The following is a 19,569-nucleotide window of genomic DNA, read 5'->3' as shown; positions in this document are numbered from 1 at the left end:
CCATCTCCCACCCTTTGTCTTCTGGAACCGACCTGCATGCGTCCTGGTGCGACTACGCGTGACCGCTGGATCTGGATGGCCTCCGCTGTGCTGTTGGCCGCGACCATCGCGTTGGAACTCGTGGTCCCGCTTGGCTATGCCGTGTGGCTGGCCTATTTCCTGGCCGTGGGCGTCACGGTGTTCCAGCGCAGTGCGCGCGCCCCGTTCATCGTGGCTGCGGTCGCCTGTGTCCTGCTGGTCATAGGATTCAACATCGCGCCCGCCAGTTCCAATTCGGCGTTCTCGTTCGTCAACCGCAGCATCGGCGGCTGTGCGTTCCTGATGATCGCGCTGATCGTCTCGCGGGCCATCCAGGCGCGGCGGGAGGCAATGCGGGCACTGTGGCTGCAGGAGGCCGAGAACGCGGTGGCAATGAGCCTGCGCGGCGACCTCGGTCCGGAGCAGATCGCCGAGGCGGCAGCCACCAGCCTGGGCGCGCAGCTGGAGGCCGAGGTCGGTGCCGTATACCGGCTGGATGGAGGGAGGTTGCAGCTGACCGGTGGCCTGGCGCTGCCGTCCGGCATGCCTGCGTCGCTGGCATTGCAGGAGGGCGTGGCCGGGCAGGTGGCGCGGGACGAGCGCATCCGTCACCTGCTGGGTGGCGACGACGCCCTACTTGAACTGCAGACCAGCCTGGGGCGCCTGCCGGTGCGCGAGCGCATCCTGGCGCCGATCAGCAGTGATGGCAGCGTGGTCGGCATCATCGAGCTGGGACGCGCCCGGATGGGCGGGCAGCGCGATCTGGATCGCGAGCTGCTGGCGCGTTGTGGCGAGACGATCGGCATGGCCCTGCGCGCTTCGCTGCTGCGCGCACAGCTGGTCGTGCTGCTGGAAGAATCACAGCGCCAGGGCGAGGAACTGCAGGCGCAGCAGGAAGAGCTGCGGGTGGCCAACGAAGAGCTGGAAGAGCAGAGCCGCAGCCTGCAGCAGTCGCAGAGCCATCTGGAAGAGCAGCAGGCCGAGCTGGAACAGAGCAACGTGCAGCTGGAAGAGCGCACCCACGAGCTGGAAGCGCAGAAGCAGGCGCTGCTGGTTGCACAGTCACAGCTGGTGCGCAACAGCAACGAGCTGGCGGCTACGTCGCGCTACAAGTCCGAATTCCTGGCCAACATGTCGCACGAGCTGCGCACGCCGCTGAACAGCTCGCTGATCCTGGCCAAGCTGCTGGCCGACAACAAGGACGGCACGCTCACCGAGGAGCAGGTGAAGTACGCCCGCGCGATCCTGTCGTCCAACAACGACCTGCTGGCCCTGATCAACGACATCCTCGACCTGTCCCGCATCGAGGCCGGCCATGTCGAGCTGGCCGATGAGGTGGTGGTGGTGGACAGCGTGCTGCAGCGCCTGCGCGAGACGTTCGAGCCGATGGCGCGGCAGAAGGGCCTGGCCCTGCAGATCGAGGCCGACGCGCTGGCACCGAGCCAGCTGATGGCCGACAGCCAGCGCCTGCAGCAGATCCTGAAGAATCTGCTGGCCAATGCACTGAAGTTCACCGAGCACGGCAGGGTCAGCCTGCATGTGCGTGCCGGTGGCAACGGTCGCATCCGCTTCGAGGTCAGCGACAGTGGCATCGGCATCGCGCGCGAACAGCTGCAGGTCATCTTCGAAGCGTTCCGCCAGGCCGATGGCAGCACCCGTCGCCGCTATGGCGGCACAGGCCTGGGCCTGTCGATATCGCGGGACCTGGCCGAGCGCATGGGCGGCAGCATCCAGGTCGACAGCGAACCGGGTCGAGGCAGCTGCTTCATTCTGGAACTGCCGTTGCAGGGCGCTCCGGTGTCTGTGCCCGGTGACACCCCCGTTGCCGCATCTGCGTTGCCCCAGCCTGCGGTAGCGGTGGTCGATGCACGCAGCACGACCGCGCCTGTGGTTGCGCCATCACCTGCGCCTGGCGCGGCCAGCGTGGCCGATGACCGCGGCCGCCGCCAGCGTGCAGGCCGCCTGATCCTGGCGGTGGAGGACGACGCGACGTTTGCCGAAGCCCTGGTGGCACTGGCCCACGAGCTGGACTTCGACTGCGTGGTGGCCGGAACAGCCGAAGAGGCCCTGGCCCTGGCCAGTGAACTGCGACCGAACGGCATTCTGCTTGATATCGGTCTGCCGGACGTGTCCGGCCTGAGCGTGCTGGAACGCCTGAAGCGCAACCCCGATACCCGCCACATCCCGGTGCACGTGGTCTCGGCGATGGACCGCAGCCAGGTCGCGCGCGAACTCGGTGCGATTGGTTTCGCGATCAAGCCGACCACGCGCGAACGCCTTGTGTCGGCCATCGAGCAGCTGGAGCAGACCAGTCAGCGTGACGTGCGGCGCCTGCTGATCGTCGAGGACGACAACGAGCTGCGCCACAACCTGGAACTGCTGCTGGGTCGCGAGCAGTTGCAGATTGTCGCGGTGGGCACCCTGGCCGGTGCGCTGGAGCAGCTCAGCACGGTCACCTTCGACTGCATGGTGATGGACCTGTCGCTGCCCGACGGCAGCGGCTACGACCTGCTCGAGCACATGGCCGGCAACGACGATGTCGGCTTCCCGCCGGTAATCGTCTACACCGGCCGCGCGCTCAGCCGCGAGGAAGAACAGCGTCTGCGCCGCTACTCGAAGAGCATCATCATCAAGGGCGCACGTTCGCCCGAGCGCCTGCTGGACGAGGTCACCCTGTTCCTGCACAGCGTGGAAGCCAGCCTGCCCACCGACCAGCAGCGCCTGCTGCGCGAGGCCCGCCGTCGCGACACCGTGCTTGATGGCCGTACCGTGCTGCTGGCCGAAGACGATGTGCGCAACATTTTCGCGCTGTCCAGCGTGCTTGAACCGCTGGGGGTGACTCTGGAAATCGCCCGCAATGGCCAGGAGGCGGTGGATCGCCTGGCCGAGCGTGAGGTCGACCTGGTGCTGATGGACATCATGATGCCGGAGAAGGACGGGCTGGCCGCGATGCGAGAGATCCGCGCGCAGCGCCATCTGCAGGACCTGCCGATCATCGCGCTGACCGCCAAGGCCATGCCGGACGATCGCGAACGCTGCCTGCAGGCCGGCGCCAACGATTACATCGCCAAACCAATCGACGTGGACAAGCTGGTTTCGCTGTGCCGGGTCTGGTGCTCGCGGCAATGAACGATCAGGCGCTGTTCGACCTGGAACTGAAGGTCCTGCTGGAGGCGATCTACCAGCGCTACCACTACGACTTCCGCAGCTACGCGGTGTCATCGCTGCGGCGGCGCATGCGCCAGGCCATGCAGCGCTACGAGTGCGAACGCCTGGCCGACCTGCAGCATCGCCTGCTGCACGAGCCGGAGCTGTTCGCCCAGGCGATGCAGTTCTTCACCGTGCAGGTGTCGGAGATGTTCCGAGATCCGGCCTACTTCCGCGAATTGCGCGAGCAGGTGGTGCCGGTGCTGCGCACCTATCCCTCGGTGAAGTTGTGGGTAGCCGGTTGCAGCACGGGTGAGGAGGTCTGGTCGCTGGCGATCCTGTTGCACGAGGAAGGCCTGCTCGAGCGCAGCATTGTCTACGCCACCGACATCAACCCGTCGGCGCTGGCCACGGCCGAGGCCGGCGCCTATGGCATCGACCGGATGGCCCAGTTCAGCCGCAACTACCTGGCCGCCGGTGGCACCGCGTCGTTGTCGGACTACTACGCCACCGCGTACGACGGCGCCGTGTTCGACCGCCAGCTGCGCCGCAACGTAGTGTTCGCCGATCACAGCCTGGCCACCGATACCGTGTTCTCCGAAGTGCACCTGGTGTCGTGCCGCAATGTGCTGATCTATTTCAACCGCGATCTGCAGGACCGCGCCGTAGGCCTGTTCCGCGAGGCGCTGGTGCATCGTGGCTTCCTCGGCCTGGGCAGCAAGGAGTCGCTGCAGTTCGGGCGTCACCATGATGCCTTCGAGGTCTGTTCGCGCGAACATCGCCTGTACCGGAAGGTTGCGTGATGGCCATGAGCACGCGGCCTGGGTTGCTGGTGATCGGCGCATCCGCAGGCGGGGTTGCTGCCCTGCAATCGGTGCTCGGTGCGCTGCCCGCAACGTTTCCCGCGCCGGTGCTGGCGGTGCTGCATCTGCCACGCGATCGCACCAGCCGCATTGCCGAAGTGCTGACGCCCTGCTGTGCGCTGCCGGTGCGCGAGGCGGAGGACAAGCAGCCGCTGCAGCCGGGAACCGTCACCTTCGCCCCGCCGGACTATCATCTGCTGGTGGAAGACGCGGCCTCGGTAGCGCTGTCGGTTGACGCGCCGGTGCTGTATTCGCGCCCGGCCATCGACCCGTTGTTCGAATCGGCTGCTGCGGTGTTTGGCCCGCAGGTACTGGCCCTGTTGCTGACCGGGGCCAGCAGCGACGGCAGCGAAGGGGTGGCTGCGGTTCGCGCTGCTGGTGGCCACGCCTGGCTGCAATGTCCCGAGGAGGCCGAGGCATCGATGATGCCGGCCTCCGCCCTGCAGCACGCTGGCGCCGATGCCGTGCTGCCCCTTGAACTGATGTGCCGTCGCCTGAAGGAGTTCTCCGCATGAACCTGCTGCCACCGGACCCTGCGCAATCGCAGACCCCGGTCAACCTGCTGATCGTCGATGACGTGCCGCAGAACCTGGTAGCCATGCAGGCGCTGCTGCAGCGCGAGGGCGTGAATCTGCTGCTGGCCGGCTCGGGCGCACAGGCGCTGGAGCTTCTGCTGGAACATGAGGTGGCGTTGGCGTTGCTGGACGTGCACATGCCGGAGATCGACGGCTTCACCCTGGCCGAACTGATGCGGGGTTCGCACCGCAGCCGCACCATCCCGATCATCTTCCTGACCGCCTCGCCGGATGACCCGGTGCGCGCCTTCAAGGGCTATGAGACCGGCGCGGTGGATTTCCTGCACAAGCCGGTGGCGCCGCAGGTGATCCTGAGCAAGGTCAATGTCTTCATCGAGCTGTACCAGCAGCGGCAGCTGCTGAAGGCGCGCAACGAGGCATTGGAGCGCGCCCTCAAGCTCAACGAGACCATGGCGGCGGTGCTGACCCACGACCTGCGCACGCCGTTGTCGGCGATCCTGTTGTGCGCCGACAAGCTGGCGCTGGACCTGCCTGCCGACAACATCGGCGCCCGCCAGACGCTGGCCCACCTGGAGGCCAGTACGCTGCGCATGGCGCGGATGGTGGAGCAGCTGCTGGACTTCTCGCGGATCCGCAGCGGCGGCCTGCGCCTGCAGGCGAGCAGCTGCGATCTGGGCGATGTGGCGCGTGCGGTGGTGGCCGAAGCCGGCAGCGCGCATGGCCACTCGCGGATCAGCCTGGACATGCACGGTGACACCGCGCTGCAGGGCGATTTCGATCGCCTCGGCCAGGTCGCGGCCAACCTGATCGGCAATGCGCTGACTCATGGCAACGAGGCGAGGGTGGAGGTGGATGGCCGCGATGCGCGCAACGTGCTGCTGCGGGTGAGCAATGCCGGGCACATCGATGAAGCCCTGCTGCCGCGCCTGTTCGAACCGTTCAAGGCCAGCTTCCATCCCAGCAACGGGTTGGGCCTGGGCCTGTACATCGTCGATCAGTTCGTACGTGCCCACGGCGGGCGCATCCAGGCCAGCAACGAGGCCGGGCAGGTGGTGTTCGAGGCGCGACTGCCCCGACGCTGCGACGGCCCGGGCGTGACCGCAAACTGAACTCTTCAGCAAGCGTGAACCGCTTCTGAGACGGGCTCGTCCGCAACTGTTACCGTGGCTTCACCTCCTGCCAGGGAAGCGCCATGCCTCTGCGCGCCATTGCCTACGTCAGCCAGGCGTCACCGGACCTGTCACCCGAAAGGCTGGATGCATTGGTCGAAGACGCCGCGCGCTTCAACAAGCTGGCCGGGGTGACAGGCGTACTGCTGCATGACGGCGGTCGCTTCCTGCAGTACATCGAAGGGCCGCCGGATGGCATCGATTCGGTGTACGAACGCATCCTGCAGGCGGGCAGCCATGTCGACATCGTGGAGCTGGCGCGCGGGCGTCTGGGCCAGCGCCAGTTTCCCTACTGGGCGATGCGTGCACTGGCGGTGGACGCGATGCTGCTGCGCCAGCTCTCATCCGGCGACTGGTCCGGGTTTACCCGCGCCCTGCAGGGCGACCGTTCCGCGCCCACGCCGGTGGACCTGCTCGACACCGTCGTGCAGCCGGTGCTGCACGCCGTTTGAGTGCCCCCCCTCGGTTCAGCGTGCCGGGCCGCCGCAGTAGGCGGCGTGCAATGCCTGCAGTACGCCCAGTGCCGGGCCTTCGATCATCCGGTAGTGGATCGATTGTGCCTGGCGCCGCGTCGCCACGATGTCCAGTGCGCGCAGCACCGCCAGATGCTGCGACAGCGCCGATGCGCTCAGCCCGGTCAACGCCTGCAGTTCCGGTACCGGCGCTTCGCCTTCCACCAGCCGGCACAGCACCTGCAGACGCGCCGGGTGGGCCAGGCTCTTGAGCAGGGCGGCCGCATGCGCGGCATGTTCGGCCATCGCGGTGGCGTCGAGCGGGGCGCGGGCCATGGTTGACCTTGTGGTTTGGATGGCGCTAATTTAGCGAAATCTAAATTACGTGGCAATCGAATGCGCGCAACATGCGAGGGCAGGGCATGAACGTGCCATGGGCGGCACTGGCCGGTGGCGGGCTGATCGGGCTGGCTGCGGTGCTGTTGCTGGCGACCACCGGCCGCGTGGCCGGCATCAGCGGGATCGCGGCCGGCACGCTGCGCCCCGCGCAGGGCGAGCGCGGTTGGCGCTGGGCCTTCCTGCTCGGTCTGCTGCTGGCAGCGGGCGCAGTGCTGTGGTGGCAAGCGGCGCCCGGGCAGCCGGCGCGCGCGCTGATCCGCGATGCGCTGCCAGCCTGGCAGCTGGTCGGCGCGGGCCTTCTGGTCGGCTTCGGAACCCGGCTGGGCAATGGCTGCACCAGTGGACACGGCGTGTGCGGCATGGCGCGTGGTTCGCGCCGGTCATTGGCCGCGGTGCTGGTGTTCATGGGCTGCGCGATGCTGACCACCTTCGTGATCCGTCACGGCGGAGCCATCGCATGAGCCGCGCGATCTGGGCCGCAGGCCTGTCCGGCGCGCTGTTCGGCGCGGGGCTGGCACTGGCCGGCATGACCGACCCGCGCCGGGTGCTCGGCTTCCTCGACGTGGCCGGCGACTTCGATCCGACCCTGGCCTGGGTGCTGGGCGCGGCCGTGCTGGTCAGCGCGCTGGGCCAGCGCTGGGTGCTGCGGCGCACGCAGCCGCTGTTCGCCACGGGTTTCCAGCGGCCCGCGCTGACCGGCGTCGATGCGCGTCTGCTGCTGGGCGCGGCCCTGTTCGGCATCGGCTGGGGCTGGGCGGGCTACTGCCCGGGACCGGCCCTTGCCGGGCTGGCTGTGGGGTCGCGTGAAGCGCTGTGGTTCGTGCCCGCCATGCTGGCAGGCTTCTGGCTGCACGCGCGGGTCACGCGCTGAGCTTTCACCATTGTGTCACCGCACGTGCGGTGAGATCCGCTGATCACGGGGAACGGAGCGCAGCGACATGGCACGGATGACGTGGAAGCAGAAGGCGATGCTGGCAGTGGCACTGGTGGCGGCCGGCGCCCCCGCACTGGCCTGCACGCGTGCGGTGTACCTGGGTGACAACGGCGATGTGATCACCGCGCGGTCGATGGACTGGAAGGTCGATGTGGCGACCAATCTCTACGTGCTGCCGCGTGGCATGGCACGCACCGGCCAGGCCGGGCCGAAATCGCTGGCGTGGACGGCGCGCTACGGCAGCGTGGTGGCCACCGGCTACGACGTGTCGACCACCGACGGCATGAACGAGAAGGGTCTGGTTGCCAACCTGCTGTGGCTGGTCGAGTCGGAGTACCCGCAGCAGCGTGGCAACAAGCCCGGCCTGGCCATCTCACTGTGGGCCCAGTACGTGCTGGACAACTTCGCCACGGTGGACGAAGCGGTGGCGGCGTTGCGGCGCGAGCCGTACTCGATCATCACCGACAAGGTGCCGGGCGAGGATCGCCAGGCGACGCTGCACCTGTCTCTGTCCGATGCCAGCGGTGACAGCGCCATCGTCGAGTACATCGGCGGTCGCCAGGTGATCCATCATGACCGGCGCTACCAGGTGATGACCAACTCGCCGATCTTCGAGCAGCAGCTGGCGCTCAACACTTACTGGCAGCAGATCGGTGGCACGGTGATGCTGCCGGGCACCAACCGCTCGGCCGACCGCTTCGCGCGGGCGTCCTTCTACATCAATGCCATCCCCAAGGCCGAAGATCCAGTGGTGGCGCTGGCCAGTGTGTTCAGCGTCATCCGCAATACGTCGGTGCCCTATGGCATCACCACGCCTGGCGAGCCGAACATCTCGTCCACGCGCTGGCGCACCGTGGCTGACCACAAGCGCCGGCTGTACTTTTTCGAATCGGCGTTGACCCCGAACACGTTCTGGGTCGATCTGAACAAGGTCGATTTTGCTGGCAAGGTGCTCAAGCTCGACCTCGGCCCGGACCAGCGCAATACCTTCGCAGGTGATGCACTGGGCCAGTTCGTGCCCAGCGCACCGTTTACTTTCCTGGGGGTCGACGGCTAGCGCGAGGCCTGGTCGGGGACGTCCTTCGGACACACCGCCAGCACCGGGCAGGCCGGTCGCATGAAGCGTGGGGTGAACGAGCGCAGGTCACCTGGAATGTCCGACGGCGTCTCCACCATGCGGTCGCCGGGATTGCCGCAGATCAGGCCATTCTGGAAGCCGGACTGGAAATACACCGAGGTGGCGCCGGCCAGGATCGGGCAGCTGCCGGCCAGTTCGACCCGGTAGAAACGGTGCCCGCCGCTGCGGCGTGGGTTGGTTTCGACCACCACGCCCTGTGCATCCTCGCTCCAGCTGCGTACATGGCGGCTGGCGAAGCAGAACGCCGGCGACGCCTGGAAGGTCTGGCGGGTGCGGCTGCGCGGCTGCCGCGCCTCGCCCTTGGCGGTTACCGTGACACTGGGGAGCGTGGCGGCATATTGCCGTCCACTGGCCCGCGCCGTACTGGCGAATTCACGGTTGTCGATCGGAGTGACGCCGGCCACGGCGCAGCGGCGTCCATCGACCACCACCTGCTCGCTGGGGCGTCCACAGGCCCAGCCCGACGGTGCCTCCAGCCGCAGCGTGCCGGCATCATTGATGCCGGGACAGGCGGCGCTGAAATCGATGCGATACGCCTGGCCCTGGCCATTGCGAACGGCAATGGCCGTTGCGGTCTCCTGCTCGACCTGCTGTACGTCACGTGCGTCCAGGCAGTGTGGTGCAGGAGCAACGCGCTCGGTCGGCAACTGGCCAGCGGCGGCCATCGGCAGCAGGCCAGCAAGCACCAGCGGAAGCGTGCGGATCGTGGTGTTCATCCTGCCATCCCTGCGGTCGGAGCCGGCTGCACCATAGCATGGCCCCTCCGCGCCCGCGTTGCAGGCAGATGTCGGCGCGCGCACACTCGTCACATGGGCGCGATCTTCCACCTTCGGCACTATGGACAGGCCACCGGCCTGGACCGCCATGACTATGCGCAGTGGGTGCTGCCGCTGCAGGGTGAGCTTCAGTTCGAGATGGAAGGCCAGGGTGGCCGGTTGGATCTGCTGCAGGGAGCCTTCGTTGCCGCTGGCGAGGCACACGACCAGATGGCCGATGGTCCCAATGGCTTCGTGATCGTGGATTGCCCTCCTGGCGTGCTGGATGACGATACCCAGGAGCACCTGCGCCGCCAGCGTTGGCTGTACCTGCCATTGTCAGTGCGCCAGCGGCTGGCACAGGTGCGCGAGGATCAGCCATTGCCGGCGCTGTTGCCGCAGCTGCTGCAGATGTTCGCGCCTGCCGGCAGCGGTGCACGGCTGCAGAGCCTGTGCGCGCAGGTGCAGGCCGATCCCGGAAGGGCGTGGCCAGTGGCGCGCATGGCGGTTGTCGTAGGCGTCAGCGAAAGCCGCCTGCATGCGCTGTTCCAGCGTGAGTTCGGGCTCAGTCCGCAGGCCTGGCTCAGTGCCTGCCGGCTGCGTTGGGCCAAGCACCAGCTGCGCACCAGCGCTGCGCCGATCAGCGATATCGCCCTGGCCGCAGGTTATTCGGAGCAGAGTGCACTGACCCGGGCACTGCGCCGCGAATATGGGCAAACGCCCGCCGCCTGGCGCCGGGGCGCCATCTGATCTGTAGAGCCGAGCATGGGCTCGGCTCTACAGATCAGCGACAGCGACGGGCAGTAGCCTGGGTCAAGCGCGCTCGCCGCGCCGCCGCTTACACTGCGCGGCCTGTGCTCTCCCCCTGACAATTCCAATGCGCAACAACCCGATGGCCCTGGGCATCGCCAATGGCGTTGCCGCCGGCGCGCTGTGGGGCGTGGTCTTCCTCGCGCCCGCCGTGCTGCAGTCATTCAATGCCCTGCAGTTGTCTGCTGGCCGCTATCTGGTCTATGGGCTGATTGCGGTGCTGCTGCTGTTGCCGCGCTGGAAGCGGTTGGCGCCGCAGCTGGGGCGCGCCGAGTGGTTCGGCCTGCTGTGGCTGAGCCTGGCCGGCAACCTGGTGTATTTCCTGCTGCTGGCCACCGCTGTGCAGTGGGCCGGTGGTGCGGCCGCATCGCTGATCGTCGGCTTGATTCCGGTGGTGGTGACCGTGGTCGGTGTGCGCGAGCAGGGCGCGGTGCCGCTGAAACAGCTGATGCCTGCGTTGGGCCTGTGCGTGGCGGGTGTGGCGCTGGTCGGCTGGGAAGCATTGATGTCCGAGCATCTGGCAACACCGTGGCGGCAGCGCCTGATCGGCCTGCTGTGCGCGTTCGGCGCGTTGTTCTCCTGGGCGCTGTATTCGATCGGCAACAGCCGCTGGCTGGCCCGACGCCCGGACCTGTCCAGCCACGACTGGTCACTGCTGACCGGCGTCACCACCGGCGGGCTGGCCCTGCTGCTGGTGCCGATGGCGTTCATCGGCCACACCGGCAGCCATACCCCGGCACAGTGGAGCGGCTTCTGGGCGATCAGCGCCGGCGTGGCCGTGGTGGCCTCGATCCTCGGCAACGCGTTCTGGAACCGCGCCAGCCGGCTGCTGCCACTGACCCTCACCGGGCAGATGATCGTGTTCGAAACCCTGTTCGCGCTGTTGTACGCGTTTGTCTGGCAGCAGCGCTGGCCAACCCTGCTGGAAGCTTTGGCCATCGTGTTCCTGGTCGCCGGGGTGATGCTGTGCGCGCATGCCCATCGTGCGCCGCGGGCGATCGCCGAACATGCAGGCTAGTTGCAGGCGTCAAGCGCGCTGATGCTCGCTTTGTCTCAGATGCAACCAAATGCCGGCACGTTGAGCGATGATCACGGCAGTCGATTTTTGCATCGCAGCACTTGACAGCCGCCCGGCGCGCAGTGTTTTCTGTACGCCATGGTCCTTGATGCCGCCCACGCCAGCCTGATCGCTCCCGCCACCGCGGGCCGTTCGACTGCGCCGGTCGCCATTACCACCATTACCACCACCACCGTCACCACTGCCCTGGTGCGGCCCGTCGTCTTCGTGTAACTCCCGAAAACCACGGCCCCGCACCATCCAGGTGGCGGGGAAACTCGACACCTGCATGCGACGGGGCCTCCTGCCGAGGTCTGCATGTCTCTCCACGCCCCCGCCCATCCCGTAGCCCCGGCCGATCTGGCTGCGCCGACCACTGTCGTGCACAAGTTCGGTGGCACCTCCGTGGCCGATGCCGAGCGCTACCGCCATGTCGCCGGCCTGCTGCTGGCCCGCCCCGAAACCCTGCAGGTCACCGTTGTCTCGGCGATGAAGGGCGTCACCGACGCACTGATCGAGCTGGCGCAGCTGGCGGCCAAGGGCGATGCAGGCTGGCGCGAGGCCTGGCATGCGCTGCGCGCCCGTCATCGCGGCGCTGCCGTGGCCCTGCTCGGCGAGCAGGTGGGCGACACCGTGGAGTGGATCGATGCGCGCTTCGATCAACTGGCAGAGGTGCTGGCGGCGCTGGCGGTGATCGGCGAGCTGCCGCGCGAGGTGCTCGACCGCGTGCAGGGCCTGGGCGAAGTGTTCTCCGCACAGTTGTTGGGTACCCATCTGCGCGCGCTGGGCGAAGACTGCGCGGTGCTCGATGCGCGCGACGTGCTGGTGGTGGGGCATGGTGAGCTGGGCGTGGACGTCGACTGGGAAGCCAGTGCGGACCGCCTGGCCAAATGGCGCCTGCAGCATCAGCAGTCGCGGCTGGTCGCCACCGGCTTCGTCGCCCGTGACCGCCACGACCGCATCACTACGCTCGGCCGCAATGGCAGCGATTACTCCGGTGCGATCTTCGCCGCGCTGTTCAATGCGGATGAGCTGCACATCTGGACCGATGTCGATGGCGTGCTGTCGGCCGACCCACGGCTGGTGCCCGAGGCGGTGCAGCTGGAGTCGCTGAGCTACGACGAAGCCTGCGAGCTGGCCTATTTCGGCGCCAAGGTAGTGCACCCGCAGACGATGTCGCCGGCGATCCGCCTCGGCCTGCCGATCTTCATCCGCAATACCTTCCAGCCGGCACATCCGGGTACGCGCATCAGCGCCGAGCGCTCGCCGCGCGGGCCGGTGAAAGGGTTGACCCTGAGCCCTGGGCTGGCCCTGCTGAATCTGGAAGGCACCGGCCTGATCGGCGTGCCCGGTACGGCCGAGCGAGTGTTCGCTGCGCTGCGCCAGGCACAGGTGTCGGTGGTGATGATCTCGCAGGGCTCGTCGGAACATTCGATCTGCTGCGTGGTACGCGCCGCCGAAGCCGCGCGCGGTCGCGAAGCACTGCTGCACGCGTTCGCGCATGAACTGTCGGTCGGCCAGGTGCAGCGCGTGCAGGTCAGCGAGGGAGTGAGTGTGCTGGCGGCGGTCGGCGACGGCATGGCCGGCCAGCCGGGTGTGGCGGCGCGCCTGTTCGAGGCGCTGGGCCGTGCGCAGGTGAACATCCTGGCCATCGCCCAGGGCTCGTCCGAGCGCAACATTTCGGTGGCGGTGGACAGCGCCGATGCCACCCGCGCGCTGCGCGCTGCACATGCCGGGTTCTGGCTGTCGCCGCAGACCTTCGCGGTGGGTGTGATCGGGCCGGGCAATGTGGGCGCCGCGCTGCTGGACCAGTTGCTGGTGGCGCGGCCGCAGCTGCTGGCCAAGGCCAACGTCGACCTGCGCCTGCGCGCGCTGGCCTCGCGTTCGCGCATGCGCCTGGAAGACGACGGCCTGCACGCCGACTGGCGGCAGGCGTTGCAGCAGGCCGGTGAGGCCAGTGACCTGGATCGTTTCACCGAGCATCTGCTGGGCGCACACCTGCCGCATGCGGTGGTGATCGACTGCAGTGGCAGTGCCGAGGTGGCCGAACGCTACGAGGGCTGGCTGGCAGCTGGCATCCATGTGGTCACGCCGAACAAGCAGGCTGGGGCCGGCCCGTTGCCGCGCTACCAGCGCATCCGTGCGGCCGCCGCCGCCAGCGGGGCGCGCTTCCGCTACGAAGCCACGGTAGGTGCGGGCCTGCCGGTGATCACTACGCTGCGCGATCTGGTCGATACCGGTGACGAGGTGCTGGCCATCGACGGCATTTTCTCCGGCACGCTGGCCTGGCTGTTCAACCGCTTCGATGGCAGCCAGCCGTTCTCGGCGCTGGTGGCGCAGGCGCGCTCGATGGGCTACACCGAACCGGACCCGCGCGATGATCTGTCCGGTGTGGACGTGGCGCGCAAGCTGGTGATCCTGGCGCGCGAGGCTGGGCACGCGCTGAGCCTGGAACAGGTACAGGTCGAAAGCCTGGTGCCAGCGCTGCTGCGCGAGGGCAGCGTGGACGACTTCATGGCGCGCCTGGGCGAGTCCGATGCCAGCCTGCTGCAGCGGCTGCAGGAGTCGCGCAAGCGCGGTGCGGTACTGCGCTACGTGGCGCGGCTCGGTGCCGATGGCGCTTCGGTCGGCCTGCAGGAGCTGCCGGCCGACCACGCCTTCGCCAACCTGCGGCTGACCGACAACGTGGTGCAGTTCCGTACCCGTCGCTACTGCGACAACCCGCTGGTGGTGCAGGGCCCCGGTGCCGGACCGGAAGTGACCGCCGCCGGTGTGTTCGCCGACCTGCTGCGGGTGGCCGCCGGTGAAGGAGCACGCCTGTGATCGCACGTGCGTTCGCGCCTGCTTCGGTGGCCAACGTTGCGGTCGGCTTTGACATTCTTGGCCACGCGATTGCGGGCATCGGCGATACCGTGAGCGTGCGTCGCATCGATGAACCGGTGGTGCGCATCGATGCCATCCGCGGCAGCGCGGTCGAGTTGCCGCTGGAGGCGGCCGGCAATACCGCCGGCGCCGCGTTGATATCGCTGCGCGAGCGGCTGGGGCTGGCATTCGGCTTCGCCATCGAGATCGACAAGGGCATTCCATTCGGCTCGGGCATGGGTGGTTCGGCAGCCTCCTGCGTGGCGGCACTGGTCGCCGCCAACGCGCTGTTGGAGCTGCCGCTGTCGCGTGAGGCGTTGTATCCATTCGCGCTGGAGGGCGAGGCGGTGGCCAGTGGCGGCCGCCACGGCGATAACGTGGGCCCGCTGCTGCTGGGCGGGCTGGCGTTGTGCACGGCCGATCGGCTGCTGCCGATTCCGGTGCCGGCGCAGTGGCACAGCCTGCTGGTACATCCGCACGCGGTGCTGGAAACGCGACGCGCACGACAGGCGTTGCAGGGCAGTTATGCCTTGGGCGAGTTCGTGGCGCAGAGCGCGAATCTGGCGCTGGTGCTCAGTGGCTGCCACCGCAGCGATGCCGGACTGGTGCGGTCCGGGCTGCGCGATGTGCTGGTCGAGCCGCGGCGGGCTGGCCTGATCGCGGGCTTTGACGCGGCGCGCGACGCAGCGCTGGCGGCGCAGGCGATGGGTGCGGGCATCTCCGGTGCCGGTCCCAGCGTATTCGCCTGGTTTGAAGATGCCGGGCAGGCCCACGCCGCCGCCGCGCCGGTGCAGGCGGCCTTTGCTGCCGCCGGCTTCGACAGTGACGCCTGGGTGTCGCCGCTGGACGCGCCGGGAGCCCGGCTGTGCTGAATCCTTCCCCTTTACTGGATACCGAACCCATGCACTTTGTTTCGACCCGTGGCCAATCGCCGGCCGTCGGCCTCAGCGCGGCCATCGCTGCTGGATTGGCGCCCGATGGCGGCCTGTATGTGCCCGGGACGCTGCAGGCTGCGCGTGAACTGCACGCCGGCGCGACACTGGCCGAGACCGCAGCTGATCTGCTGGTGCCGTTCTTTGCCGGCGATGCGCTGGCGTCCGCGTTGCCGTCGATCTGCCATGAGGCCTTCGACTTCCCGGTGCCGCTGCGTCCGCTTGGCGACGGCGATCATGTGCTGGAGCTGTTCCATGGGCCGACCGCCGCGTTCAAGGACATCGGTGCGCGCTTCCTGGCCGGCACGCTGTCGCGGCTGCAGGCCGGCCAGGATCGCGACCTGACGATTGTCGTCGCCACCTCCGGCGATACCGGTGCCGCGGTGGCGGCGGCGTTCCATCGCCAGCCTGGTGTGCGCGTGGTGGTGCTGTATCCGGATGGCCGCGTGTCGCCCCGGCAGGCGCATCAGCTTGGCTGCTTCGGCGACAACATCGTGGCCCTGCGCGTGGCCGGTGCGTTCGACGACTGCCAGGCAATGGTCAAGCAGGCGCTGGCCGACCGCGAACTACAGGCCCAGGTGCCGTTGAGTTCGGCCAACAGCATCAGCCTGGGGCGCCTGCTGCCGCAGATGAGCTACTATGCGCATGCGGCACTGACCCATCATGCTCAGACCCGGCGTCGGCTCAACCTGGTGGTACCGACCGGCAACCTCGGCAATGCGATGGCCGCGGTGCTGGCGCGCGCGCTGGGCGTGCCGATCGGCCAGATCGTGCTGGCGACCAACGCCAATGCCGTACTGCCGGCGTACTTCAATGGCGGCGACTACCAGCCGCAGGCCAGCGTGGCGACCGTGGCCAATGCGATGGACGTGGGCGCGCCGAGCAACTTCGAGCGGCTGCGCTGGCTCTACCACGGCGATGATGCCGAATTGCGCGCGGCGTTCCGTGCATTCGCGGTGGATGATGTGACCATCCGTGCCACGATTGCCAGTGCGCATGCCAGCCGCGGCGAGCTGTTCTGCCCGCACACGGCGACGGCGGTGAAGGTACTGCAGGACCTGCGTGCGCGTGGCGCCAAGGGCGACTGGGCGGTGGTGGCTACCGCGCATCCGGCCAAGTTCGAGGCGGTGGTGGAGCCGTTGATCGGCGAAACGGTGGCGGTGCCGCCGGCGCTGGAGGCGCTGCTGCAGCGGCCGGCGCATGCTGAACCGTTGGCGGCAGACTACGCGGCGCTGCGTGGGGTGTTGTTGCGTTGATCGAGGATGTCCGGGGTTGCCGGCCAGCGGCCGGCACTACCGGAAGGATGCAACGCGGGTTGGGCACGACCGGAGGGGTGCCGACCGGTAGTGCCGGCCGCTGGCCGGCAACCCCATGAACTACATAACCCTCAGATCAACCCTTCACCGGCCAGCCCGCGCAATCCATCCTCGTCGAGGATCTCCACCACGTTCAGGTGGGGCAGGGCGATCAGCCCCTGCTGGCGCAGCTTGGTGAACGTACGGCTGACCGTTTCCATGGTCAGGCCCAGATGGTCGGCGATGTCACCACGCCCCATCGGCAGCGACACCCGCAGGCCGTTGCCGCCAAGCCGGGCTTCGCGTGCGGCCAGGCGCAGCAGGAAATCGGCCACCTTCTCCGCCGGCTGCAGCCGGGCCAGCGCCAGCGCGGCGTCCTGCGCCGCATCCAGTTCCTGGCAGGCACGTTGCAGCAGCTTGCGCTCCAGGTGCGGGAAGCGGCTGCGCAGCGCTTTCATCTGCGGCAGCGCGACGCGGCACACGCGGCTGTCGGCGATGGCTTCGATATCGTAGCGATGGTGGTCGCTGCCACTCAGGCCCAGATAATCGCCCGGCAACACGAATCCACTGATCTGGCGGCGGCCATCGGCCAGAGTGCGCACCAGGCGCAGCGCCCCGGCGGTCAATGTATAGACATGCTGGCGTTCTTCGCCGGTGCGGGCCAGCGTACTGCCCAGGGTGATCTGCTGCGAATGGGTGACCTGTTCCAGCGCCTGCACTTCATCGGGCGACAGCGCCGAGCACACCGCAAGGTGGCGGACCGAGCAATGCAGGCAGTCCAGCGTGCTGCAGGACGGCGAGGCGGGATCGGGGGTGGCGGGCGGAGCGCCGGAAGGCCGGGACATGTTGCGGGGGCGTATCACGGGCGGGGAGGCCTTTATGATACTTCATGCGGCCTTGCGGCCCCCTATCGGCGGCTGAGCGCTGCGGGGCGCTAGAATGTCGCCCCCTCCCACGTCCCGTTCCAGCAGGAGTTCCGCCCGTGATCAAGCCCCGTACCCCGCCCGGCACCCTTGAACTGCTGCCGCGCGAGCAGATTGCGTTCCAGCGCATGCTGGACGTGATCCGTCGCAACTACGAGCGCTTCGGGTTCCTGCCGGTGGAGACGCCGGTGTTCGAGCTGTCCGACGTGTTGCTGACCAAGTCCGGCGGTGAGACCGAGCGCCAGGTGTATTTCGTGCAGTCCACCGGTGCGCTTGCCAACGCCGCCGAGTCCGGTGACCGCTCGCTGCCGGAAATGGCACTGCGCTTCGACCTGACCGTGCCGCTGGCCCGCTACGTGGCCGAGCACGAGCACGAGCTGACCTTCCCGTTCCGCCGCTACCAGATGCAGCGCGTGTACCGCGGTGAGCGTGCCCAGCGCGGGCGCTTCCGCGAGTTCTACCAGTGCGACATCGATGTGATCGGCAAGGACAGCCTGAGCGTGCGCTATGACGCCGAAGTGCTGGCGGTGATCCATGCGGTGTTCTCGGAACTGCGCATCGGTGACTTCAGCATCCAGTTGAACAACCGCAAGCTGATGCGAGGCTTCTTCGAAAGCCTGGGCGTGGCCGAAGGCGAGCGCCAGCTGGCGGTGCTGCGTGAGGTGGACAAGCTGGACAAGCGTGGCGCCGATTACGTGCGCGAGACGCTGGTGGGCGAGGGCTTCGAGATCCCGGCCGCACAGGTCGAGAAGATCCTGGCCTTCGTCGCCGTGCGTTCGCAGGGGCACGACGATGCACTGGCCCAGCTGGCCGCACTTGAAGCGGGTGCGGCATCGTCGGAGACGTTGCGTACCGGGGTGGCCGAGCTGCGGGAAGTGCTGCAGCTGGTGCAGGCGCTGGGTGTGCCGGAGAGCGCGTATTGCCTTAATTTCTCGATCGCGCGCGGCCTGGATTACTACACCGGCACCGTGTACGAGACCACGCTGACCGACCACCCGCAGATCGGCTCGATCTGCTCGGGCGGTCGTTATGAAGACCTCGCCAGCCACTACAGCAAGTCGAAGCTGCCGGGCGTGGGCATTTCCATCGGCCTGTCGCGCCTGTTCTGGCAGCTGCGCGAAGCCGGCCTGATCGACGGCATCGAGGCCAGCAGCGTGCAGGCGCTGGTGGCGCTGATGGACGAGCAGGGCATGGCGCAGTCGCTGGACATCGCCCGCCGCCTGCGCAGCGGTGGCATCAACACCGAAGTGCAGATGGAGCCGAAGAAGATCGGCAAGCAGTTCCAGTACGCGGCCAAGGCCGGTATCCGCTTCGTGGTGCTGGCCGGTGAGGATGAGCTGGCCCGTGGCGTGGTGGCGGTGAAGGATCTGCTGCGCGAACAGCAGTTCGAGGTGTCGCGCGAGGAGCTGGCCAGCACCCTTCAGGTGGAACTGGAGCAGTCGAAGGCGATGGCGTGATGCGCACCGCCGCAGGAGTGCTTCTCGTGCTCCTGCTGGCGGGCTGCCAGAGCGATCCGGCACTGCATGCGTCGCGGATCGGCCCGACACAGTACCGGTTGCAGGTCGATCGCTGCCACGTGATCGACCGCGCGCAACTCGAAGGTGACCTGCGGGTCCTGGCCGCGCGGAAGTGCCCGGCGGGCGCGGGTGCGCTGGAAAACATCCAGTCCCTGCCGAGCCGGCAGGGCAGCCTGTTTGGCGAGTGCCTGCGCCGCGCTGCGCTGCAGGCCGAGGTGCGCTGCCTGACGCCTTGAGGTGATCCAGGTTAATGATTTAAAAGAAAAAACGCCCGCCATTGGTGGGCGTTTGTCGTTTCCGGAGCCCCGTTCGAGGGGTCAGATCCGTTTTGCGCAGGAAAACGGATCCGGCCCCCTGTCGTCCGGGTTTGACGCACTGCGCAAGAATGCGTTAATGTACTAACGCGCTATTACATTGATGCATGAACACGACTCCATGAAAGCCCGCCCCGAGATTGCCGCCAAAGACCCGAAGGCCGACCTGCATGCCCTGGCCCAGGCCTTTGCCGCCCTGCGCGAGCCGGAGCAGGTCGAGGCATTCCTGCGTGACCTGTGCACGCCGGCCGAGCTGGAAGCCATGGCCGACCGCTGGAAGGTGGTGCCGCTGCTGCAGCAGGGTGTGCCGTACCGCGAGATCCACGAGCGCACCGGCGTCAGCGTGACCACCACCGGACGGGTGGCACGCACACTCGAGCATGGCCATCGAGGCTATGCCGCCGCCATCGACCGCCTTGCTGCGCGCTGACCCGCGCCCCGTTCCGAA

The 19,569-nt window shown here is 67.9% G+C and carries 20 protein-coding genes; 16 read left to right on the top strand and 4 right to left on the bottom strand.

Annotated features, from left to right (window positions below; all coding sequences use genetic code 11):
• Nucleotides 1–36: 36 nt before the first annotated feature.
• The 5 genes from LZ605_RS06570 (at nucleotide 37) to LZ605_RS06550 (ending at nucleotide 6,185) form a co-directional block, all read left to right on the top strand.
• Nucleotides 37–3,147 carry a response regulator gene (locus LZ605_RS06570; RefSeq protein ID WP_249844199.1) on the top strand — a complete coding sequence of 1,037 codons (3,111 nt, stop codon included), beginning with the start codon at nucleotides 37–39 and terminating at the stop codon, nucleotides 3,145–3,147.
• On the top strand, nucleotides 3,144–3,968 hold the full coding sequence (locus tag LZ605_RS06565) for a CheR family methyltransferase (RefSeq protein ID WP_249844198.1): 825 nt from the start codon (nucleotides 3,144–3,146) through the stop codon (nucleotides 3,966–3,968). Before LZ605_RS06570 ends, LZ605_RS06565 begins: the two co-directional genes overlap by 4 nt.
• The gene (locus LZ605_RS06560; RefSeq protein ID WP_249844197.1) at nucleotides 3,968–4,543 is read left to right on the top strand and encodes a chemotaxis protein CheB; all 576 of its coding nucleotides are present in this window, start codon (nucleotides 3,968–3,970) and stop codon (nucleotides 4,541–4,543) included. The genes LZ605_RS06565 and LZ605_RS06560 overlap by 1 nt, the downstream gene beginning before the upstream one ends.
• A complete protein-coding gene (locus tag LZ605_RS06555; protein ID WP_249844196.1) occupies nucleotides 4,540–5,673 on the top strand; it encodes a hybrid sensor histidine kinase/response regulator in 1,134 nt (377 codons plus the stop codon). The genes LZ605_RS06560 and LZ605_RS06555 overlap by 4 nt, the downstream gene beginning before the upstream one ends.
• Before the next feature lie 83 nt (nucleotides 5,674–5,756).
• Nucleotides 5,757–6,185: a BLUF domain-containing protein gene (locus LZ605_RS06550; protein ID WP_249844195.1), complete on the top strand. Its 429-nt coding sequence runs from the start codon at nucleotides 5,757–5,759 to the stop codon at nucleotides 6,183–6,185.
• Between the two features lie 15 nt (nucleotides 6,186–6,200).
• On the opposite strand, the gene LZ605_RS06545 is transcribed toward LZ605_RS06550, so the two are convergent.
• Nucleotides 6,201–6,521, bottom strand: coding sequence for an ArsR/SmtB family transcription factor (locus tag LZ605_RS06545; RefSeq protein WP_249844194.1), 321 nt, complete (start codon nucleotides 6,519–6,521; stop codon nucleotides 6,201–6,203).
• An 86-nt stretch (nucleotides 6,522–6,607) separates the two neighbouring features.
• On the opposite strand from LZ605_RS06545, the gene LZ605_RS06540 reads away from it, so the two are divergent.
• The 3 genes from LZ605_RS06540 (at nucleotide 6,608) to LZ605_RS06530 (ending at nucleotide 8,575) form a co-directional block, all read left to right on the top strand.
• Nucleotides 6,608–7,045 carry a YeeE/YedE family protein gene (locus LZ605_RS06540; protein WP_249844193.1) on the top strand — a complete coding sequence of 146 codons (438 nt, stop codon included), beginning with the start codon at nucleotides 6,608–6,610 and terminating at the stop codon, nucleotides 7,043–7,045.
• Nucleotides 7,042–7,455, top strand: a complete 414-nt coding sequence (locus LZ605_RS06535; protein WP_249844192.1) for a DUF6691 family protein — start codon at nucleotides 7,042–7,044, stop codon at nucleotides 7,453–7,455. The genes LZ605_RS06540 and LZ605_RS06535 overlap by 4 nt, the downstream gene beginning before the upstream one ends.
• A gap of 67 nt (nucleotides 7,456–7,522) precedes the next feature.
• Nucleotides 7,523–8,575 (top strand): linear amide C-N hydrolase, encoded by a 1,053-nt coding sequence (locus LZ605_RS06530; protein WP_249844191.1) that lies wholly within the window; start codon nucleotides 7,523–7,525, stop codon nucleotides 8,573–8,575.
• On the opposite strand, the gene LZ605_RS06525 is transcribed toward LZ605_RS06530, so the two are convergent.
• On the bottom strand, nucleotides 8,572–9,372 hold the full coding sequence (locus LZ605_RS06525; protein ID WP_249844190.1) for a DUF6491 family protein: 801 nt from the start codon (nucleotides 9,370–9,372) through the stop codon (nucleotides 8,572–8,574). The two genes, LZ605_RS06530 and LZ605_RS06525, sit on opposite strands and share 4 nt — an antisense overlap.
• Before the next feature lie 93 nt (nucleotides 9,373–9,465).
• Here LZ605_RS06525 and LZ605_RS06520 point away from each other — a divergent pair, with 93 nt between their 5' ends.
• Entirely contained in the window at nucleotides 9,466–10,161 is a 696-nt protein-coding gene (locus tag LZ605_RS06520) for a helix-turn-helix transcriptional regulator (RefSeq protein WP_249844189.1), read from the top strand.
• Nucleotides 10,162–10,288: 127 nt separating this feature from the next.
• Complete coding sequence (locus LZ605_RS06515) at nucleotides 10,289–11,239, top strand: DMT family transporter (RefSeq protein ID WP_249844188.1); 951 nt, start codon at nucleotides 10,289–10,291, stop codon at nucleotides 11,237–11,239.
• A gap of 9 nt (nucleotides 11,240–11,248) precedes the next feature.
• Here LZ605_RS06515 and LZ605_RS06510 read toward each other — a convergent pair whose 3' ends face one another.
• Nucleotides 11,249–11,569, bottom strand: coding sequence for a hypothetical protein (locus LZ605_RS06510; RefSeq protein WP_249844187.1), 321 nt, complete (start codon nucleotides 11,567–11,569; stop codon nucleotides 11,249–11,251).
• A 27-nt stretch (nucleotides 11,570–11,596) separates the two neighbouring features.
• Between LZ605_RS06510 and thrA the strand changes: the two genes are divergently transcribed.
• The 3 genes from thrA to thrC are packed head-to-tail and all read left to right on the top strand — an operon-like array spanning nucleotide 11,597 to nucleotide 16,328.
• Nucleotides 11,597–14,101, top strand: coding sequence for a bifunctional aspartate kinase/homoserine dehydrogenase I (gene thrA / locus LZ605_RS06505; RefSeq protein WP_249844186.1), 2,505 nt, complete (start codon nucleotides 11,597–11,599; stop codon nucleotides 14,099–14,101).
• Nucleotides 14,098–15,012, top strand: coding sequence for a homoserine kinase (locus tag LZ605_RS06500; RefSeq protein WP_249844185.1), 915 nt, complete (start codon nucleotides 14,098–14,100; stop codon nucleotides 15,010–15,012). The genes thrA and LZ605_RS06500 overlap by 4 nt, the downstream gene beginning before the upstream one ends.
• A 29-nt stretch (nucleotides 15,013–15,041) precedes the next feature.
• Nucleotides 15,042–16,328, top strand: coding sequence for a threonine synthase (thrC, locus tag LZ605_RS06495; RefSeq protein ID WP_249844184.1), 1,287 nt, complete (start codon nucleotides 15,042–15,044; stop codon nucleotides 16,326–16,328).
• 131 nt (nucleotides 16,329–16,459) lie between these two features.
• Here the strand turns inward: thrC and LZ605_RS06490 are convergent, their stop codons facing one another.
• Nucleotides 16,460–17,212 (bottom strand): Crp/Fnr family transcriptional regulator, encoded by a 753-nt coding sequence (locus LZ605_RS06490; RefSeq protein ID WP_249844183.1) that lies wholly within the window; start codon nucleotides 17,210–17,212, stop codon nucleotides 16,460–16,462.
• Nucleotides 17,213–17,349: 137 nt separating this feature from the next.
• On the opposite strand from LZ605_RS06490, the gene hisS reads away from it, so the two are divergent.
• From hisS to LZ605_RS06475, 3 genes are all read left to right on the top strand, one after another.
• Nucleotides 17,350–18,747, top strand: a complete 1,398-nt coding sequence (gene hisS / locus LZ605_RS06485; protein WP_249844182.1) for a histidine--tRNA ligase — start codon at nucleotides 17,350–17,352, stop codon at nucleotides 18,745–18,747.
• Nucleotides 18,747–19,043: a hypothetical protein gene (locus LZ605_RS06480; protein WP_249844181.1), complete on the top strand. Its 297-nt coding sequence runs from the start codon at nucleotides 18,747–18,749 to the stop codon at nucleotides 19,041–19,043. The genes hisS and LZ605_RS06480 overlap by 1 nt, the downstream gene beginning before the upstream one ends.
• Before the next feature lie 199 nt (nucleotides 19,044–19,242).
• Nucleotides 19,243–19,551: a YerC/YecD family TrpR-related protein gene (locus LZ605_RS06475; protein ID WP_249844180.1), complete on the top strand. Its 309-nt coding sequence runs from the start codon at nucleotides 19,243–19,245 to the stop codon at nucleotides 19,549–19,551.
• Nucleotides 19,552–19,569: the final 18 nt, after the last annotated feature.

The organism is Stenotrophomonas maltophilia (assembly GCF_023518235.1).
Classification (GTDB): domain Bacteria; phylum Pseudomonadota; class Gammaproteobacteria; order Xanthomonadales; family Xanthomonadaceae; genus Stenotrophomonas.
The sequence above is the reverse complement of the archived record's forward strand: the minus strand, read 5'-3'. Positions and strand labels throughout refer to the sequence as shown.

Excerpts from the sequence above, each read along its gene's own strand:
- LZ605_RS06535 (WP_249844192.1), top strand. The coding sequence starts at position 7,042 with ATGAGCCGCGCGATCTGGGCCGCAGGCCTGTCCGGCGCGCTGTTCGGC.
- LZ605_RS06555 (WP_249844196.1), top strand. The coding sequence starts at position 4,540 with ATGAACCTGCTGCCACCGGACCCTGCGCAATCGCAGACCCCGGTCAAC.
- LZ605_RS06520 (WP_249844189.1), top strand. The coding sequence starts at position 9,466 with ATGGGCGCGATCTTCCACCTTCGGCACTATGGACAGGCCACCGGCCTG.
- LZ605_RS06515 (WP_249844188.1), top strand. The coding sequence starts at position 10,289 with ATGCGCAACAACCCGATGGCCCTGGGCATCGCCAATGGCGTTGCCGCC.
- thrA (WP_249844186.1), top strand. The coding sequence starts at position 11,597 with ATGTCTCTCCACGCCCCCGCCCATCCCGTAGCCCCGGCCGATCTGGCT.
- LZ605_RS06480 (WP_249844181.1), top strand. The coding sequence starts at position 18,747 with ATGCGCACCGCCGCAGGAGTGCTTCTCGTGCTCCTGCTGGCGGGCTGC.
- LZ605_RS06565 (WP_249844198.1), top strand. The coding sequence starts at position 3,144 with ATGAACGATCAGGCGCTGTTCGACCTGGAACTGAAGGTCCTGCTGGAG.
- LZ605_RS06475 (WP_249844180.1), top strand. The coding sequence starts at position 19,243 with ATGAAAGCCCGCCCCGAGATTGCCGCCAAAGACCCGAAGGCCGACCTG.
- LZ605_RS06490 (WP_249844183.1), bottom strand. The coding sequence starts at position 17,212 with ATGTCCCGGCCTTCCGGCGCTCCGCCCGCCACCCCCGATCCCGCCTCG.
- LZ605_RS06545 (WP_249844194.1), bottom strand. The coding sequence starts at position 6,521 with ATGGCCCGCGCCCCGCTCGACGCCACCGCGATGGCCGAACATGCCGCG.
- LZ605_RS06560 (WP_249844197.1), top strand. The coding sequence starts at position 3,968 with ATGGCCATGAGCACGCGGCCTGGGTTGCTGGTGATCGGCGCATCCGCA.
- LZ605_RS06525 (WP_249844190.1), bottom strand. The coding sequence starts at position 9,372 with ATGAACACCACGATCCGCACGCTTCCGCTGGTGCTTGCTGGCCTGCTG.
- LZ605_RS06570 (WP_249844199.1), top strand. The coding sequence starts at position 37 with ATGCGTCCTGGTGCGACTACGCGTGACCGCTGGATCTGGATGGCCTCC.
- LZ605_RS06510 (WP_249844187.1), bottom strand. The coding sequence starts at position 11,569 with ATGCAGGTGTCGAGTTTCCCCGCCACCTGGATGGTGCGGGGCCGTGGT.
- LZ605_RS06530 (WP_249844191.1), top strand. The coding sequence starts at position 7,523 with ATGGCACGGATGACGTGGAAGCAGAAGGCGATGCTGGCAGTGGCACTG.
- LZ605_RS06540 (WP_249844193.1), top strand. The coding sequence starts at position 6,608 with ATGAACGTGCCATGGGCGGCACTGGCCGGTGGCGGGCTGATCGGGCTG.
- LZ605_RS06550 (WP_249844195.1), top strand. The coding sequence starts at position 5,757 with ATGCCTCTGCGCGCCATTGCCTACGTCAGCCAGGCGTCACCGGACCTG.
- thrC (WP_249844184.1), top strand. The coding sequence starts at position 15,042 with ATGCACTTTGTTTCGACCCGTGGCCAATCGCCGGCCGTCGGCCTCAGC.